Source organism: Hydrogenophaga sp. T66, from assembly GCF_057219855.1.
Genome location: NZ_JBXVVX010000003.1, coordinates 1 through 17,179, shown reverse-complemented (window position 1 = coordinate 17,179; position 17,179 = coordinate 1). Strand labels below are relative to the sequence as shown.

The 17,179-nt window shown below is 69.7% G+C and carries 19 protein-coding genes; 14 read left to right on the top strand and 5 right to left on the bottom strand.

Going from position 1 to position 17,179, the window contains the following annotated elements; translation table 11 throughout:
• Positions 1-18: 18 nt before the first annotated feature.
• The gene (locus tag AC2D80_RS12435) at positions 19-831 is read left to right on the top strand and encodes an aldolase/citrate lyase family protein (RefSeq protein WP_484633580.1); all 813 of its coding nucleotides are present in this window, start codon (positions 19-21) and stop codon (positions 829-831) included.
• Entirely contained in the window at positions 828-1,832 is a 1,005-nt protein-coding gene (locus tag AC2D80_RS12430; protein ID WP_484633344.1) for a 2-dehydropantoate 2-reductase, read from the top strand. The genes AC2D80_RS12435 and AC2D80_RS12430 overlap by 4 nt, the downstream gene beginning before the upstream one ends.
• Positions 1,833-1,853: 21 nt before the next feature.
• On the opposite strand, the gene AC2D80_RS12425 is transcribed toward AC2D80_RS12430, so the two are convergent.
• From AC2D80_RS12425 to AC2D80_RS12415, 3 genes are read right to left on the bottom strand one after another with little or no spacing between them, the layout of a single operon-like run.
• The gene (locus AC2D80_RS12425) at positions 1,854-2,474 is read right to left on the bottom strand and encodes a MarC family protein (protein WP_484633343.1); all 621 of its coding nucleotides are present in this window, start codon (positions 2,472-2,474) and stop codon (positions 1,854-1,856) included.
• 40 nt (positions 2,475-2,514) lie between these two features.
• On the bottom strand, positions 2,515-2,991 hold the full coding sequence (locus AC2D80_RS12420; RefSeq protein ID WP_484633342.1) for a MaoC family dehydratase: 477 nt from the start codon (positions 2,989-2,991) through the stop codon (positions 2,515-2,517).
• A complete protein-coding gene (locus AC2D80_RS12415; RefSeq protein ID WP_484633341.1) occupies positions 2,991-3,749 on the bottom strand; it encodes an SDR family oxidoreductase in 759 nt (252 codons plus the stop codon). The genes AC2D80_RS12420 and AC2D80_RS12415 overlap by 1 nt, the downstream gene beginning before the upstream one ends.
• A 132-nt stretch (positions 3,750-3,881) precedes the next feature.
• Between AC2D80_RS12415 and AC2D80_RS12410 the strand changes: the two genes are divergently transcribed.
• The 3 genes from AC2D80_RS12410 to AC2D80_RS12400 are packed head-to-tail and all read left to right on the top strand — an operon-like array spanning position 3,882 to position 6,189.
• Entirely contained in the window at positions 3,882-4,487 is a 606-nt protein-coding gene (locus AC2D80_RS12410) for a DsbA family protein (protein ID WP_484633340.1), read from the top strand.
• A 45-nt stretch (positions 4,488-4,532) separates the two neighbouring features.
• Positions 4,533-5,216, top strand: coding sequence for a dienelactone hydrolase family protein (locus tag AC2D80_RS12405; RefSeq protein ID WP_484633339.1), 684 nt, complete (start codon positions 4,533-4,535; stop codon positions 5,214-5,216).
• Positions 5,217-5,229: 13 nt separating this feature from the next.
• Complete coding sequence (locus AC2D80_RS12400; protein ID WP_484633579.1) at positions 5,230-6,189, top strand: amidohydrolase family protein; 960 nt, start codon at positions 5,230-5,232, stop codon at positions 6,187-6,189.
• Here the strand turns inward: AC2D80_RS12400 and AC2D80_RS12395 are convergent.
• Both AC2D80_RS12395 and hemB read right to left on the bottom strand, forming a co-directional pair.
• Entirely contained in the window at positions 6,162-7,274 is a 1,113-nt protein-coding gene (locus AC2D80_RS12395; protein ID WP_484633338.1) for a magnesium transporter CorA family protein, read from the bottom strand. The two genes, AC2D80_RS12400 and AC2D80_RS12395, sit on opposite strands and share 28 nt — an antisense overlap.
• A 48-nt stretch (positions 7,275-7,322) precedes the next feature.
• Positions 7,323-8,324: a porphobilinogen synthase gene (gene hemB / locus AC2D80_RS12390; protein ID WP_484633337.1), complete on the bottom strand. Its 1,002-nt coding sequence runs from the start codon at positions 8,322-8,324 to the stop codon at positions 7,323-7,325.
• 163 nt (positions 8,325-8,487) lie between these two features.
• Here hemB and AC2D80_RS12385 point away from each other — a divergent pair, with 163 nt between their 5' ends.
• The 9 genes from AC2D80_RS12385 to fusA all read left to right on the top strand — a co-directional run bounded on the left by AC2D80_RS12385 (position 8,488) and on the right by fusA (position 16,987).
• The gene (locus AC2D80_RS12385) at positions 8,488-9,606 is read left to right on the top strand and encodes a hypothetical protein (RefSeq protein ID WP_484633336.1); all 1,119 of its coding nucleotides are present in this window, start codon (positions 8,488-8,490) and stop codon (positions 9,604-9,606) included.
• Positions 9,607-9,859: 253 nt separating this feature from the next.
• Positions 9,860-10,288, top strand: a complete 429-nt coding sequence (locus AC2D80_RS12380; protein WP_484633335.1) for a CopD family protein — start codon at positions 9,860-9,862, stop codon at positions 10,286-10,288.
• 4 nt (positions 10,289-10,292) lie between these two features.
• The gene (locus tag AC2D80_RS12375; protein ID WP_484633334.1) at positions 10,293-11,393 is read left to right on the top strand and encodes a VanZ family protein; all 1,101 of its coding nucleotides are present in this window, start codon (positions 10,293-10,295) and stop codon (positions 11,391-11,393) included.
• 19 nt (positions 11,394-11,412) lie between these two features.
• Positions 11,413-11,766: a (2Fe-2S) ferredoxin domain-containing protein gene (locus tag AC2D80_RS12370; protein WP_484633333.1), complete on the top strand. Its 354-nt coding sequence runs from the start codon at positions 11,413-11,415 to the stop codon at positions 11,764-11,766.
• A 1-nt stretch (position 11,767) separates the two neighbouring features.
• Positions 11,768-12,391, top strand: coding sequence for an alpha/beta hydrolase (locus AC2D80_RS12365; RefSeq protein WP_484633332.1), 624 nt, complete (start codon positions 11,768-11,770; stop codon positions 12,389-12,391).
• 46 nt (positions 12,392-12,437) lie between these two features.
• On the top strand, positions 12,438-13,637 hold the full coding sequence (locus AC2D80_RS12360; RefSeq protein ID WP_484633578.1) for a D-alanyl-D-alanine carboxypeptidase family protein: 1,200 nt from the start codon (positions 12,438-12,440) through the stop codon (positions 13,635-13,637).
• 132 nt (positions 13,638-13,769) lie between these two features.
• Entirely contained in the window at positions 13,770-14,147 is a 378-nt protein-coding gene (rpsL, locus tag AC2D80_RS12355; RefSeq protein WP_009516237.1) for a 30S ribosomal protein S12, read from the top strand.
• 155 nt (positions 14,148-14,302) lie between these two features.
• Positions 14,303-14,773, top strand: coding sequence for a 30S ribosomal protein S7 (gene rpsG, locus AC2D80_RS12350; protein WP_291136530.1), 471 nt, complete (start codon positions 14,303-14,305; stop codon positions 14,771-14,773).
• 111 nt (positions 14,774-14,884) lie between these two features.
• A complete protein-coding gene (gene fusA, locus AC2D80_RS12345; protein ID WP_484633331.1) occupies positions 14,885-16,987 on the top strand; it encodes an elongation factor G in 2,103 nt (700 codons plus the stop codon).
• The last annotated feature ends 192 nt before the right edge of the window (positions 16,988-17,179 follow it).

Genomic DNA, 17,179 nt, shown 5'->3' with positions numbered 1-17,179 from the left:
CGCGCCATGCCCTCCCCGTTGCCCACCCCCACCAACCGTTTCAAGCAGGCCCTGCGCGACGGCCCGCCGCAGATCGGCCTGTGGGCTGCGCTCGCCAGCCCCTACAGCACCGAGCTGGTGGCCGGCGCAGGGTTTGACTGGCTCCTGATCGACGGCGAACACGCGCCCAACGACCTGCGCAGCACGCTGGCGCAGCTGCAGGCCGTGGCCAGCGCGCAGCAGGCGTTTGGCGACGCGCGTTCGCAGCCGGTGGTGCGGGTACCGGTGGCCACCGGGGAGGTCGGTACCGCGCTGATCAAGCAGGTGCTGGACCTGGGCGTGCAGACGCTGATGGCGCCGATGATCGACACGCCCGCCCAGGCGGCGGCCGTCGTGGCCGCCACGCGCTACGCGCCGGACGGCGTGCGCGGCATGGGCAGCGCGCTGGCGCGCGCGTCCCGCTGGCAGGCCCATGAACGCTATGTGCACGAGGCGAACGCGCAGATGTGCGTGCTGGTGCAGGTGGAAAGCGTGACCGCCCTGCACCAGTTGCCGGCGATCGCCGCGACGCCGGGGGTGGACGGTGTGTTCATCGGTCCGGCCGACCTGAGCGCGTCCATGGGCCATCCGGGCGATGCCGCCCACCCGGCGGTGCAGGCCGCCATCACCGAGGCCATGGCCACCATCCGCGCCGCCGGCAAGGCGCCCGGCATCCTGGCCACCACCGAACCCGCGGCCCGCCGCTGGCTGGACGCGGGCGCACGCTTCGTGGCCGTGGGCGCCGATACCATGTTGCTGGCCAGCGCCGCGCGGGCCTTGCGCGACCGGTTTGCCGAGGGGGGTGGCGCGTGAACCCGGCCGACCTGGCCCGGGTGGCCATCGTGGGCGCCGGAGCGATCGGCGGCTGGCTGGGTGCGCGGCTGGCGGGCGCGGGCGCGGAGGTCAGTCTGCTGGCCCGCGGCGACACGCTCGCCGCCCTGCGGCGCGACGGCCTGCGCCTGCGCAGCGGCGACACCGAGGAGCGGGCGGCGGTGCAGGCGGCCGAGCGCGCCAGCGAGCTGGGGGTGCACGACCTGGTGATCGTGGCGGTGAAGGCGCCGGCCCTGCCGGGGCTGGCGCCGGGGCTGGCGCCGCTGATCGGTCGCCACACGCTGGTGCTGACCGCGATGAACGGCGTGCCGTGGTGGTTCTTCGATGGCTTCGGCGGCGCCCACGCCGGCCACCGGCTCGCCAGCGTCGACCCGCTGGGCTCGATCGCGCGCGCCATCCCGGCGCGCCACGTGATCGGCGGCGTGGTGCACGCCGCCTGCTCCGTGGAAGCGCCCGGCGTGGTGCGGCATCACCTCGGCCAGGGGCTGATCGTCGGCGAACCGGCGGGCCACAACAGCGAGCGGGTGCAGGCGCTGGCGGCGCTGCTCTGCCTGGCCGGGCTGGAGGCCACCGTCTCGCCCTGCATCCAGAAAGACGTCTGGTTCAAGCTCTGGGGCAACATGACCATCAACCCGGTGAGTGCCCTCACCGGCGCCACCACCGACCGCATCCTGGACGACCCGTTGTTGCGCCAGTTTGTCAGCCAGGTGATGCTGGAGGCCCGCGCCATCGGCGAGCGCCTGGGCCTGCCGATCGCGCAGCAGCCCGACGACCGTCACGCCGTCACCCGCAAGCTGGGCGCTTTCCGCACCTCGATGCTGCAGGACGTGCAGGCCGGCAAGCCGGTGGAGCTCGATGCGCTGGTGGGCGCGGTGCGCGAGCTCGGCCAGCTCACGGGCGTGGCCACGCCGCTGACGGATGCGCTCTACGGACTGGCCCGCGTGCAGGCGCAGGCGCTGGGCCTGTACCCGCCGGGCGCCTGAGCCGGGGCCCCGAGCGCCGGCTCAGCCGGCCAGCGCCGGGAACAGCTTCATCAGGCCGTCGGCCATCACCTCCACCGCCAGCGCGGCCAGGATCAGGCCCATCAGCCGGGTCATCACGTTGATGCCGGTCTGGCCCAGCACGCGGGCGATCGGCTCGGCCAGCGTGAAGCACACCGCGGTGGCCAGCGCGATGACCACGCCGTAGCCCACCAGCATCGCGTGCTGCAGGAAGTTGCGGGCCTGGTCCGCGTAGATCACCACGGTGGACATCGTGGCCGGGCCGGTGAGCAGCGGGATGGTCAGCGGCACCACCGCGATGCTCGCGCGCGCCGACGCGTCGCTCACCTCCTGCGTGTTCGTCTTGGCCTCGGCCGGCTGGGCGTTGAGCATGGCCAGCGCCGAGGTCAGCAGCAGCATGCCGCCGCCCACCTGGAAGCTGGCCAGGGAGATGCCAAAGAAGGCAAGGATCTGCAGGCCGATCAGCGCGCAGGTGGCGATCACCGCGAACGCGCTGAAGGCCGCGATCAGCACGGTGCGCTGCCGCTGCCGGCGCGAAAAGCCCTGCGTGTAGTGAATGAAGAACGGGACGATCGCCAGCGGATTGACGATGGCCAGCAGGGTGATGAGGGGTTTGAAGTCCATGGCGGCGAGGAGCGTGGCGCCGCATTGTGCGCCGAGCCGGTCAGTTCCCGCGCAGCCGGAACATGCCGTAGCCCTCCATCCGCAACACCGGCTCGCCGTGCTGGTTGAACATTTCCCACACGGTGCGCACCAGCCCCACGTCCGGGCGCTTGGCCATGACGCGCTTTTCCGTGATCGTGTGCTGCAGGCGCAGGGTGTCGCCGGGGAACACCGGCTTGAGCCACTTCAGGCTGTCCAGCCCGGGCGAGCCGAGGCTGGAGGTGTCTTTCAGGAAATTCGTCACCATCAGCCGCATGGCCATGGCGCAGGTGTGCCAGCCGCTGGCGCACAGCGCGCCGAACACCGATTCCTTGGCCGCCTCGGGATCGAGGTGAAAGGGCTGCGGGTCGAACTGCCGCGCGAAGTCGACGATCTCCTGCGCGGTCGGCGTGATCGTGCCGAGGTCGCGGGTTTCGCCCACGGCGAGGTCTTCCCAGTACAGGCGCGGGGTGGCGGCCGGGTGGGTGGGTGTGGTCATCAGCGTCCTCCCGAGACGTCGAGCAAGGCCATGGTGGTGTAGCTGGCGGCGTCGGACAGCAGCCAGACAATGGCCTGCGCCACTTCTTCGGGCGTGCCGCCGCGCTGCATGGGCACGAGGTGCTGCAGGTCCTGCACGCGGTTGGGCAGGCCGCCGCTGGCGTGGATCTCGGTGTGGATGAGCCCGGGCCGCACCGCGTTGACCCGTACCCCCTCGGCCGCCACCTCGCGCGCCAGCCCGACGGTGAACACGTCGACCGCGCCCTTGGCCGCGGCGTAGTCCACGTACTGCCCCGCCGAGCCCAGCCGCGTGGCGGCGCTCGACACGTTCACGATGGCCCCGCCGCGCCCGCCGTGGCGCGTGCTCATGCGGCGCACCGCCTCGCGCGCGCACAGCATCGTGCCCAGCACGTTGATGTCGAACATGCGGCGCAGCCGCGCCGCGCTCATCTCGTCCACCCGCGCGCTCACGTCCACCACGCCGGCGTTGTTCACCAGGCCCGTCACCGGCCCGAACTTCGCGTCCACCTGGGCAAACAGGCGCACCACCTGCGCCTCGTCCGCCACATCGCCGGCCACGGCCATCGCCCGCCCGCCGCCGGCGCGGATGGCGCGCACCACCTCGTCCGCCGCCAGCGAATGGGCCGCGTAGTTCACCGCCACCGCCCAGCCCTGGGCCGCCGCCAGCCGCGCGGTGGCCGCGCCGATCCCGCGCGAGCCGCCGGTCACCAGCAGCACCTTGTCCGTGTCTTGCGCCATCGCGCGGTCTCCTGTGTTGTCCTGTGCTGGCCCGGGGCCCAACAACCCGAGGGGCTGCGGGTCCCGCCCGATTGGCGTACAAACCGGGTCCACCCGCATCATTCCACCAAGGCCCGGCCTTGTCCGCCCCCCATGCGTCACCCGGTTGACTACTACCTCGCCCCGCAAAGCCCCTGGACCTACCTCGGCCACGAGCGCTTTGTGCGCATCGCCCGCGCCGCTGGCGCGACCGTGCAGCTGCGCCCGATCGACCTGGCCCGGGTGTTTCCCGTCTCGGGCGGTTTGCCGCTGGGCCAGCGCGCGCCGCAGCGGCAGGCCTACCGCCTGGTCGAGCTGCGCCGCTTCAGCGAGGCGCTCGGCCTGCCGCTGAACCTGCACCCGCGCCATTTCCCGGTGGCGGGTGACCCCGCCGCCCGGCTGATCGTCACCGTCGACCGCGCCGACGGCACCGACGCGGCCCTGCGGCTGGCCGGCGCCGTGCTGGCCGCCGTGTGGGTGCAGGAACGCGACATCGCCGATCCCGCCACGCTGGCCACGCTGCTGGCCGAACAAGGCCTGCCGGCCGAGCGCCTCGTGGTGTCCCAGCAGCCCGCCGCGCAGGCCGCGGTGGACGCCCACACCCAGGCCGCGATCGACGCCGGCGTGTTCGGCGCGCCCAGCTACGTGATCGATGGCGAAATTTTTTGGGGCCAGGACCGGCTGGACTTGGTCGAGCGCCGGCTGCGCGCCCCGGCCTGACCCGCTGCCCCGTCCCTTTTTCACCCGCCCTCACCGGAGACACCCATGAGCGACACCCTGACCCTCACCGCCGCCGACGGCCACACCTTCCCCGCCTACGTCGCCCGCCCCGCCGGCGCGCCCAAGGGCGGCATCGTCGTGCTGCAGGAGATTTTTGGCGTCAACAGCCACATCCGTTCGGTGGCCGACCGGTTCGCCGCCGCCGGCTATCTCGCCGTGGCTCCCAGCACCTTCTCCCGCGTGCAGACCGGCGTGGAGCTGGGCTACACGGAGGACGACATGAAGGCCGGCTTCGGCCTGAAGATGGCCGTGGACGCGCTGCCCGCCCCCGGCGTGATGGCGGATATCCAGGCCGCCATCGACCACGCCGCCCAGGCCGGTCGCGTGGGCATCGTCGGCTATTGCTGGGGCGGCCTGCTCACCTGGCGCGCCGCCTGCACGCTGCGGGGCCTGAGCGCGGCGGTGCCGTACTACGGCGGCGGCATGACCGCACCGGACGACGCGGCCCGCCGCCCGCAGGTGCCGGTGCTGGCGCATTTCGGCGATCAGGACCACTGGATTCCGCTCGACACGGTGGAGGCGTTCAAGGCCGCGCAGCCCGGTGTGGCGGTGCACGTCTACGCCGCCCACCACGGCTTCAACTGCGACCAGCGCGGCTCCTACGACGCCGCCGCGGCCGACCTGGCCCGCGAGCGCACGCTGGCCTTCTTCGCCCAGCACGTGGGCTGACGCCGTGGCGGTCGTGCACCCGCGGCGTTGGGCGGTGACGGCCTGGGTCGCGGCGCTCGGCCTGGGGGCCGGCGCGGCGCAGGCCGAGTACCGCGGCCCGCTGTTCGACGCCCACCTGCACTACAACGACGAAGCCTGCGTCCACACCGCCGGCGCGGCGCCTTGTGCGGTCCCGCTGGCCGAGGCGGTGCGCAAGCTCGAGGCCAGTGGCGTGCGCGCCGTGCTCGCCAACTCGCGCCCCAACGACGGCACCCGCGCGTTGGCCGAAGCGCGCGCGCTCACCGGGGCCGCCGGCGTCACGGTGGTCCCGTTCGTGCGTCTGTACCGCCAACGCGCCGACCGCCAGGGCTGGTTCCGCGACGAGAGCATCGTCGCGATGGTCGAGCGCGAACTCGCCGCCGGCACCGCCGCCGGGCCATACCGCGGCCTGGGCGAGTTCCACCTCGACGACAGCGCCCACGCCGACGGCCCGGTGGCCCAGCGGCTGATGGCGCTCGCCGCCGCCCGCGGTCTGGCCGTGCTGGCCCACACCGACGAGGTTGCGATCGAGCGGCTCATGGCCCACGCACTGGCCAGTGGCGCGCCGCCCCGGCCCGGTTTTGCGCTGATCTGGGCCCACACCGGCATCGGTGGCCCGCCGGTGGAGACCGTGGCCGCCCTCTTGCAGCGCCACCCCGCCTTGATGGGTGAGCTGTCCTACCGGCCCGGGCTGATCTGCGACGGACCCGGCGGCGCGGCGCGTGCCTGCCCGGCGTGGCGGGCGCTGCTGCTGCGTTTTCCCGACCGCTTTCTCGTCGGTTCGGACACCTGGGTCAACGCGCGCTGGGCGTTGTACGGCGAGGTCATGACGCAGGCCCGGCAGTGGCTCGGTGACCTGCCCGCGCCAGTGGCGCGGCAGATCGCCTGGGACAACGGGGCGCGGCTGTTCGGGCTGGGCGAGCCGCCTCAGCGCGCCGGTGTGGAGCGCAAGTAGCGCTTGCGCCAGAAGAACAGGCTCAGGCCCACCGCGACCAGCACCATCGAGCCCATCGCCCACCAGAAGCCGGCGCGCTCGTGGATCAGCGGGATGAACTCGAAGTTCATGCCGAAGATGCCCGCGATCAGGTTCAGCGGCAGGAACACCGCGGTCAGTGCGGTGAGCGTGCGCATGATGTCGTTGGTGCGGTTGCTCTGCGCGGAGAAGTGCATCTGCACCGCGGTTTCGGCGTTCTGCTCCAGGCGCCGCACGTGGTGCACCACCCGCTCGATGTGTTCGAGCACGTCGCGGCTGCGCACGCGCAGCAACTCCAGCCCGCGCTGCCCGCCGAGCGCGTCGATCGGCGTCCAGCCCTCCAGCGCCTCGATCCAGTTCTGGATGGCGGTGCGCTGGTCTTCGCAGATCTCGTCGAGCTGGTGCAGCGAGATGCGCGCGTCCAGCAGCGACGACCAGTTGTTGAAGCGGGTCTTGGGGTGCAGCAACTCGGCCTGCCAGTGGTCGAGCTGGCGGGTGAGTTCGCGGCGCAGGTCGAGGTAACCGTCGACCATCTGGTTGACGATGCGCAGCATCAGATCGGCCGGGCTGATCGGCAACCCACCGCCGCCGGCGCGCGGCGCGCTGCCTGCGGTGGCCAGCAGCCGGGTGGCGTACTGGTCCAGCACGCCGCAGCCCGCCGGATGCACCGTCAGCAGCACGCGATCAAACACCGCAAAGCCCACCGGGCTGGTGTCGATGCGCCGCAGCACCGGCGGACCGCTGCGCTTGACCGGCTCGGACAGCACTGCGCCCGGCTGGCTCATGTCGGTCTCGGCGTGACCGGCGGCGAGGCGTCGGAACACGAGGATGTCGTACTGGGAGGTGTAGTCATGGTGCGACGGCAGCTGGTTGTTCAGCAGGTCGCTCACGTGCAGGTCGAACAGCGTGGCGCCGCACAGCAGCTGCAGCGCCGCCAGCACGTTGCCCGACTCCAGCTCAAACTCGCGCCGCCCGCAGGCGATCCAGAGAAAGCCCTTGTCGGGCGCCACCATCGGCAGCCCCGCCGATTCCACCACCGCGCCGGGCTGGATCGCAAACACCCGCATCGCCAGCCCTCCGTGTCGTGTCGTTTTGCTCGCCCCGGGTCGTGCCGTTCAGGCGCGCAGGAGGCGCGCCGCCTCGCGGGCGAAGTAGGTCAGGATGCCATCCGCCCCCGCGCGCTTGAACGCCAGCAGGCTTTCCATCATCACCGCGTCGTGGTCCAGCCAGCCGTTCTGCGCGGCGGCCTTGAGCATGGCGTATTCGCCGCTGACCTGGTAGGCGAAGGTTGGCACGTGGAACTCGTCTTTGACCCGGCGCACGATGTCCAGGTACGGCATGCCCGGCTTGACCATCACCATGTCGGCGCCCTCGGCCAGGTCCAGCGCCACCTCGCGCAGCGCCTCGTCGGTGTTGCCGGGGTCCATCTGGTACACCTTTTTATCGGCCTTGCCGAGGTTGGCTGCCGAGCCCACCGCGTCGCGGAAGGGTCCGTAGAACGCGCTGGCGTACTTGGCGCTGTAAGCCATGATCCGGGTGTGCACATGACCGGCGCCTTCCAGCGCCTGGCGGATCGCGCCGATGCGGCCGTCCATCATGTCGCTGGGCGCCACGATGTCCACGCCCGCAGCGGCCTGCACCAGCGCCTGCTGCGTCAGCACGGCCACCGTGGGGTCGTTGAGGATGTAGTTCGACTCATCCAGCAGGCCGTCCTGGCCGTGGCTGGTGTAAGGGTCCAGCGCCACGTCGGTCATCACGCCGAGCTGCGGGAACGCCTTCTTCAGCGCCGCCACCACGCGCGGCACCAGCCCGTCGGGGTTGGTGGCCTCGCGGCCGTCCGGGGTCTTGAGGGCCGGGTCGATCACCGGGAACAAGGCCATCACCGGGATGCCCAGCGCCACGCACTCTTCAGCCACCGGCAGCAGCAAATCCAGGCTCAGGCGCTCCACGCCCGGCATCGAGCCCACGGCCTCGCGCCGGTTTGCGCCGTCCAGCACGAACACCGGATAAATCAGGTCCGAGGGGTGCAGCCGGTGTTCGCGCACCAGCTCACGGGTGAAGGCATCGCGGCGCAGGCGCCGCGGACGGTTGGCGGGGTAGGGGGCGGGGGTGTGCATGCAGCCTATTGTGGCAGTGGCCCGCGCCGAAAAGGCCGGCTGACGTGCCGTAGCTCACGGCCGGGCCCGGCGGCTGATGGAACGAACGCGTGGAAGGGAACCCGAAGGTGTTATTTTTCGTAACAAAGTCAGCCGCCCCGGCTGGCCACCGTCTGAACACACCATGAACACCGTGAAAAAGCCCGCGCCGACGGGTTTGAACCTCGGCACCAAACCGGGCCCGGAGCCGTGGTCCATGGACGCGCACTGGCCTGAGCTGGTGGGCAGCCTGGCCAGCCAGATCACCGAGGGGCTGGCCGGCCTGCAACAGCAGCTCGACCAGCTTCACGCCCGCGAGCGGCTCGCCCGGCCCGACCACATGGCCCTCAGCGCGGGTGTGCAGCGCCTGCGCCAGGCCGGCATGGTGGCCCAGCAAATCCAGCGCTTCCACAGCGGCCGCATCCGCCAGTCCCACGAGAAGATTCATCTGGCCGAACTGATCGAAGACCTGCTGCAGGAGCGGCGCCGCGAGTTCGCCACGCTCGGCGTGGGCCTTCGGCGCAAGCTGCGGCCGGCCGACGTGCTGATGGACCCGACGGTGACCTACGCCTTCGTCAACGCCGCCATCGATTGGGCCTTGCCGTTCGGGCGGCGGGTGGACGTCCGGCTGGACATCAACAACTGGCCGCCCCACGCCCGCTTGCAGGTGCGCGCCACCCACGACGGCACCCCGGCCTCCAGCCAGGCCGACCTCGACGGCCTGGGCTGGCTGCTCATCCGTCAGATCGCCGAGACCAGCGGCGGCATCGAACTCACGCGCCAGACCCACGCCGATGGCGTGGGGGTGACCGCGCTGTTCACCCGCACCGTGCAGTCGGTCGATGGCATGTCGGCCATCGACCTCGCGGACGACGCGTCGTCGATGTTCCGATCGCTGCAAGGTGTGTATGCGCTCACCGTCTCCCCCAGCCTGCAGATCCGCGCCGACGTGCGCGACGCGCTGCGGGAGATCGGCATCAGCTCGGACAGCGTGGTCGACCTCGCGCAGGCCCGCGAGGCGCTGCGCCACCGCTGGCCGAGCCTCATCGTCGTGGACGCCGACCTCCGCGGCAGCGACTTCGACGCCTTCCGGCGCGATGTCGGCGCGGAGCAGGCCGAGTGCGCGTTCGTGGAGATTTCGCCCGACGACAGCGCGTTTGACATGTCCGGGTTTGACGAAACATCGATGGCCCGGGTGGGCCGCGGCAACATCCGCGGCGCGCTGGGCACGGCCGTGATGTTCGAGCTGGCCAAGGCGATGTAAGTCGTTTGACTGCCACACTTCGTGAAGATCGTCACTGTCAATCCTGACAGGTTGACTTGGGAAATGAAGCCGCCTGAGCTACACTGGCGCCGGCCGGTCTCGCGACCGGCTCCCGCTTTTCCTCCCTGAGCGGGTGCCTTAGTGTGTGACAGCAAAAAGGCTTCCCAACCCGGCCCACGTGGCCGGGTTTTTTTTGGCCGTGGTGCCCCGCCCGACGGGCGGCGGGGCCGGAGCCCGGGTCTACACTGCGCCCATGCTCTGGGTCAAAGCCTTCCACATCGTGTTCGTGGCCAGCTGGTTTGCCGGCCTGTTTTATTTGCCGCGCATCTTCGTCAACCTGGCGATGGTGCCGCCGGAGAGCGTGGCCGAGCGGCAGCGGCTGTTGGTGATGTCGCGCAAGCTGCTGCGCTTCACCACGCTGCTGAGCGTGCCGGCGCTGGCGTTGGGGCTGTGGCTCTGGCTGGGTTACGGCATCGGCCGGGGCCCGGGCAACGGCTGGATGCACGCGAAGCTGCTGGTGGTGGCGCTGGTGATCGGCTACCACCACAGCTGCGCGCGGGTGCTGCGCCGCTTCGAGGCCGGGGAAAACCGCCGCGGTCATGTCTGGTACCGCTGGTTCAACGAGGCGCCGGTGCTGATGCTGGTGGCCGCGGTCGTGCTGGTGGTGGTCAAGCCCTTCTGACCGGGTGGCGCGCGCGACCTCGTCCGCCTGGCCGCTGAGCCTGCTGTTCGCCGGGCTGATCGTCTACGCCAGCCTGTACCCGTTTGAAGGCTGGCGCAGCCAGGGCGTCGATCCGCTGGCGTTTCTCTGGGCGCCGCTGCCGGAGTACTGGACGGGTTTTGACGTGGGCGCGAACCTGCTGGGTTACGCGCCGCTGGGCCTGCTGCTGTCGCTGGCGGCCCGCCGGTCGGGCCGCGCGCCGTGGGCGTGGCCGCTGGGCGTGGTGGTGCCGGCGCTGCTGTCGCTGGCGGTGGAAATCACGCAGAACTACCTGCTGCTGCGGATCGCGTCGAATGTGGATGTGGCGCTCAACGCCGCCGGCGGCGTGCTGGGTGCGGCACTCGCGGCCTTGCTGGACCGGCTGGGCTGGGTGGCGCACTGGTCCCGGTGGCGGGACCGCTGGTTCCTGCCTTCGGCCCACGGCGGGCTGGTGCTGCTGGCGCTGTGGCCGGCGGCGCTGCTGTACCCGGCCTCGGTGCCCTTTGGTCTGGGTCAGGTCTGGGACCGGACGCTGCAGGCCACCGCCGAGGTGCTGGCCGACACGCCATTCCTGGCGTGGCTGCCGCCGGCCGGCGATGCGCCAGCCCCCTTGAGTCCGCTCGCCGAGGGCTTGTGCGTCGGGCTGTGTCTGCTGGCTCCGTTGCTGCTGGCGTATGCGGACCTGCGCAACGTGCCCCGCCGCCTGTTGTTTCTGCCGCTGTTTCTCGCGGGCGCCGCCGGCGTGGCCGGCCTGTCGTCAGCGCTCACTTACGGGCCGAGTCACGCGTGGGCGTGGTTGAGTCCGCCGGCGTGGCTGGGCCTGGGCATGGCGGCCTTGGCGGGTCTGGCGCTCGTGGGCCTGCCGCGGCGTCTGTGTGCGGCGCTGATGCTGCTGTGCCTGGCCTTCGCGCTGGGGCTGCTGAACCGCGCCCCGGCCAGCCCGTACTTTGCCCAGTCGCTCGAGGTGTGGGAGCAGGGCCGCTTCATCCGCTTTCACGGCCTGTCCCAATGGCTGGGCTGGTTGTGGCCCTACGCGGCGCTGGCCGTCGGTCTGCGGGCGGTGGCCCGGCCGTCGGCGGCGGGCTGACTCCCTACAATCCCGGCCCATGTCACAAGCTCCCGACGCACAGCGCCCGTCTTACTACGAGCGCCACATCTTTTTCTGCCTCAACCAGCGCGAAAACGGCGACGCCTGCTGCGCCGACCACCGCGCGCAGGCGGCGTTTGATCACTGCAAGTCGCGGGTCAAGTCGCTCGGTCTGGCCGGCCCGGGGCAGGTGCGGGTCAACAAGGCGGGTTGCCTCGACCGCTGCGCCGGCGGCCCGATTGCCGTCGTGTACCCCGAGGCGGTCTGGTACACCTATGTGGACCAGGCGGACATTGACGAAATCGTGACTTCGCACCTGCGCGACGGCGTCGTCGTTGAGCGGCTGCGCACCCCCGCCGACGTCGGGCGCTGAGGTGAACGCCGCCACCGAACGCGGGCAGCAGCCCGGCCCGGCCGGCACGATCGAGCTGGCCATCGACCGCCCCGACGCCACGCCCCGCGGCACCGCCGTCATCGCCCATCCCCACCCGCTGTTTGGCGGCACGCTGACCAACAAGGTCGTCCAGACGCTGGCGCGCGCCGCCGTGCTGGCGGGCTACACCGCGGTCCGCTTCAACTTCCGCGGCGTGGGCGACAGCACCGGCGCGTACGACGAGGGTCGCGGCGAACTCGACGACCTGCTGGCCGTGGTGCAGGCACAGGCCCCGACCGGCCCGCTGTGTCTGGCCGGCTTTTCCTTCGGCGCATTCGTCACCACCCACGCCCTGTCGCGCCTGCAGGCTTCGCGCGACATCACCCACGCGGTGCTGGTCGGCACCGCCGCCAGCCGGTTTCCGGTGGACACGATTGCAGCGGAACTCCAGCCGCGCACGCTGGTCGTTCACGGCGAAGCCGACGACACCGTGCCGCTGGACGCCGTGATGGACTGGGCCCGACCGCAGTCACTGCCGGTGCTGGTGGTGCCCGGCGGTGGCCACTTCTTTCATGGCCAGCTTCCGCTGCTGCGCGAGCTGGTGTGGCGCCACCTGCGGGCCTGAGCCCCGCCGGCGGCGCCTCGACCCATTCATTCCCATGCCAAGGACTATCTCCGTGCTTTCCTCCCTGCTGCGCCCCCTGCTGCGTGTCGCCGGTGCGGCCCTGATCACCCTCGCCCTGGCCGGCCCTGCCGCCGCCCAGATGCCCCAGCCGCCCGAAGTCGCCGCCCGCGCCTACCTGCTGCTGGACGTCACCACCGGCCAAGTGCTCGCCGCCAAAGACCCCGACCAGCCGGTGGAGCCGGCGTCGCTGACCAAGCTCATGACCGCGTACCTGGTCTTCGACGCCCTGAAGGCCGGCAAGATCAGCCTCACGCAGACCTTTGGCGTGAGCGAGCGCGCCTGGAAAATGCCCGGCTCGCGCATGTTCATCGACCCCAAGATGCAGGTGCCGGTCGAAGACCTGCTCAAGGGCATGATCGTGCAGTCGGGCAACGACGCCACCGTGGCGCTGGCCGAAGGCGTGGCCGGTTCGGTCGAGCGGTTCGTGCAGCTCATGAACGACCAGGCCCGCGCGCTGGGCATGAACAACACCACCTACCGCAACCCCGAAGGCCTGACCGAGGCCGGCCACACCACCACCGCGCGCGATCTCGCGGTGCTGTCCCAGCGCCTGATCAACGATTTCCCGCAGTACGTCAGCTACTACAGCATCCAGCGCTACCGCTACCCCGGCACGCCGGCGGCCAACGACACCAACCGCAACCTGCTTCTGTTCCGCGACCCCACCGTCGACGGTCTGAAGACCGGCCACACCGCCGCCGCCGGCTATTGCCTCATCGCCACCGCGCGCCGTCCGGTGCCCGGCCTGGGCGACGGACCGGCCGGCCAGCGCCGGCTGGTCAGTGTGTTGCTGGGCGCCAGCAGTGAAAACGCCCGCGCCGCCGAGAGCCAGAAGCTCCTGAACTGGGGCTACACCGCGTTTGACACGGTGCGGCTGCTCGCCGCCAACCAGCCCGCCGCCTCGCCGCGCGTCTGGAAAGGCAAATCGCCCACCGTGGCCCTGGGTCGCACCGAAGGCGTTGTCGTGTCGGTGCCGGCCGGGCAGGGCGCCAGCCTCAAGTCGGAGGTGGTGCGCCCCGATCCCCTCGTGGCGCCGTTGCAACGCGGCCAGGCGCTGGGCACCCTGAAGGTCACCACCGCCAACGGCGCGCCGGTGGCCGAGGTGCCGCTGACCGTGCTCGAGGGTGTCGAAGAGGCGGGTGTCATCGGCCGCGCCTGGGACGCCCTGCGCCTCTGGATCCAGTGATCGGCTGCACCGGCTGGCGCAGCCGGCGCCCCGGTGCTACACTCGCGGGCTTTTCGGAAATTTCCGAAGGGGGTCGCGTTCCCGTGCGCGACATCGCTTTTCTCAACGTTTAGGGACGTTTCAAGGGTTTTTATGCCAACCATCAACCAGCTCGTGCGCCACGGCCGGGAGGTCGAAAAGACCAAATCCAAGAGCCCGGCCATGGAAAACTCGCCGCAGCGTCGCGGCGTGTGCACCCGCGTGTACACCACGACGCCGAAGAAGCCGAACTCGGCCCTTCGTAAAGTCGCCAAGGTCCGTCTGACCAACGGCTTCGAAGTCATTTCCTACATCGGCGGTGAAGGCCACAACCTCCAGGAACACAGCGTCGTGCTGGTTCGCGGCGGTCGTGTCAAGGACCTGCCCGGTGTGCGCTACCACATCGTGCGTGGCTCGCTGGACCTGCAGGGCGTGAAAGACCGCAAGCAGGCGCGTTCCAAGTACGGCGCCAAGCGCCCGAAGAAGGCCTGACCGGCTTTCTTTATTTCGGTGCCGCCCGGTTTTGACGAGCCGGAACGGCGTAGTGGCCTTGAACAAAGGCCGAGTAAGTGCAGGCTCCCCATGGGTCTGCGGGGTGGCCGGATCAGACAGGACGTCCGGACATCAACTGAAGCAAGAGGTGAATCATGCCCCGTCGTCGCGAAGTCCCTAAACGTGAAATCCTGCCGGACCCGAAGTTCGGCAATGTCGAAGTCGCCAAGTTCATGAACGTGATCATGCAAGGCGGCAAGAAGGCCGTGGCCGAGCGCATCATTTATGGCGCGTTCGAGCAGATCGAGAAGAAGTCCGGCAAGGACCCGCTGGAAATCTTCTCGGTGGCCATCAACAACGTCAAGCCCATGGTGGAAGTGAAGAGCCGCCGCGTGGGTGGCGCCAACTACCAGGTCCCGGTGGAAGTGCGTCCGGTGCGCCGTCTGGCCCTGTCGATGCGGTGGATCAAGGAAGCCGCCAAGAAGCGCAGCGAGAAGTCCATGGCCATGCGCCTGGCCAACGAGCTGATCGAGGCCACCGAAGGCCGTGGCGGTGCGATGAAGCGCCGCGACGAAGTGCACCGCATGGCCGAGGCCAACAAGGCCTTCAGCCACTTCCGCTTCTGATTCACGCGGGCTTCATGCCCGCCCGCCAGACTGCCGGGTCAGGCTGTCGGAGCGAGCCCGCGGCCCCCATGAGGGGCGCGGGCTCTGCCACATCATCATTGGAGAATTTTCATGGCACGCAACACGCCCCTCGAGCGCTACCGCAACATCGGCATTTCCGCGCACATCGACGCCGGCAAGACCACCACGACCGAGCGCATCCTGTTCTACACCGGCGTGAACCACAAGATCGGTGAAGTGCACGACGGCGCCGCCACCATGGACTGGATGGAGCAGGAGCAGGAACGCGGCATCACGATCACGTCCGCCGCCACGACCTGCTTCTGGAAGGGCATGGACCTGTCCTACCCCGAGCACCGTTTCAACATCATCGACACCCCCGGCCACGTGGACTTCACGATCGAGGTGGAGCGTTCCATGCGCGTGCTGGACGGCGCCTGCATGGTGTACTGCGCCGTGGGTGGCGTGCAGCCCCAGTCGGAGACCGTCTGGCGCCAGGCCAACAAGTACAAGGTGCCCCGCCTGGCGTTCGTCAACAAGATGGACCGCACCGGCGCCAACTTCTTCAAGGTCGTGGACCAGATGAAGGTGCGCCTGAAGGCCAACCCCGTGCCGATCGTGATTCCGATCGGCGCTGAAGACAACTTCAAGGGCGTGGTCGATCTGATCAAGATGAAGGCCATCATCTGGGACGAAGCGTCCCAGGGCATGAAGTTCGAGTACCACGACATCCCGGCCGAGCTCCTCGCCGATGCGAAGAAGTGGCGCGAGAGCATGGTGGAGGCCGCGGCCGAAGCCAGCGAAGAGCTGATGAACAAGTACCTGGAAGAGGGCGACCTGTCCGAGGCCGAGATCAAGCTCGGCCTGCGCACGCGCACCATCTCCACCGAGATCCAGCCGATGCTGTGTGGCACCGCCTTTAAGAACAAGGGTGTGCAGCGCATGCTCGACGCGGTGATCGACTTCCTGCCCTCGCCGGTGGACATCCCGCCCGTGGCCGGTACCAATGAAAAGGAAGAGCCCGCCACCCGCCAGGCCGACGACGGCGAAAAGCTGTCGGCGCTGGCCTTCAAGCTGATGACCGACCCGTACGTCGGCCAGCTGACCTTCGTGCGCGTGTACTCCGGCGTGCTGAAGAAGGGCGACACGGTCTACAACCCGGTCAAGGGCAAGAAAGAGCGCATCGGTCGTATCGTGCAGATGCACGCCAACAACCGCCAGGAAGTGGAAGAGATCCGCGCCGGTGACATCGCCGCTTGCGTGGGCCTGAAGGAAGTGACCACGGGCGAGACCCTGTGCGATCCGGAAGCCGTGATCACCCTGGAGCGCATGGTCTTCCCTGAGCCCGTGATCGCGCAGGCCGTGGAACCCAAGACCAAGGCCGACCAGGAAAAGATGGGCATTGCGCTGCAGCGCCTGGCCTCCGAAGATCCGTCGTTCCGCGTCAAGACCGACGAAGAGTCCGGCCAGACCATCATCTCCGGCATGGGCGAACTGCACCTGGAGATCATCGTCGACCGCATGAAGCGCGAGTTCGGCGTGGAAGCCAACGTCGGCAAGCCGCAGGTCGCGTACCGCGAGACGATTCGCAAGGAAGTGGCGGAAGCCGAGGGCAAGTTTGTCCGCCAGTCGGGCGGTAAGGGCCAGTACGGCCACGTCGTGTTCAAGATCGAGCCGAACGAAGCCGGCAAAGGCTTCGAGTTCGTCGACGCGATCAAGGGCGGTGTGGTGCCGCGCGAATACATTCCCGCCGTTGAGAAGGGCGTGATTGAAGCGCTGAACGCGGGCGTGCTTGCCGGCTTCCCGGTGGTCGACGTCAAGGTGACGCTGCACTTCGGTTCGTACCACGACGTGGACTCGTCCGAACAAGCGTTCAAGATGGCAGCCATCTTCGGCTTCAAGGAAGGCTGCAAGAAAGCCAACCCGGTCATCCTCGAGCCGATGATGGCCGTGGAAGTCGAGACGCCTGAAGACTACGCCGGTAACGTGATGGGCGACCTGTCGTCCCGCCGCGGCATGGTGCAGGGCATGGAAGACATGCCCGGCGGTGGCAAGGCGATCAAGGCCGAGGTGCCGCTGTCGGAGATGTTTGGCTACTCCACCACGCTGCGTTCCATGTCGCAGGGTCGTGCCACCTACACGATGGAGTTCAAGCACTACTCGGAAGCGCCGCGCAACGTGTCGGAAGCGATCGTCGCCGCCCGCGCCAAGTAATCCCGACCGATCGCCGCCTTGACGGGCGGCGATCGTCCTCTTTCCGCGGTCTGCGACGCCGCGCCGCCCTGTTCCCGTGCGGGGCGACCCAGCAGCGGCGTGCAGACCTAAAACCCAGACACGGGCATTGTTCTTTTTTTAAGGAAGCGACATGGCAAAAGAGAAATTCGAGCGGACCAAGCCGCACGTCAA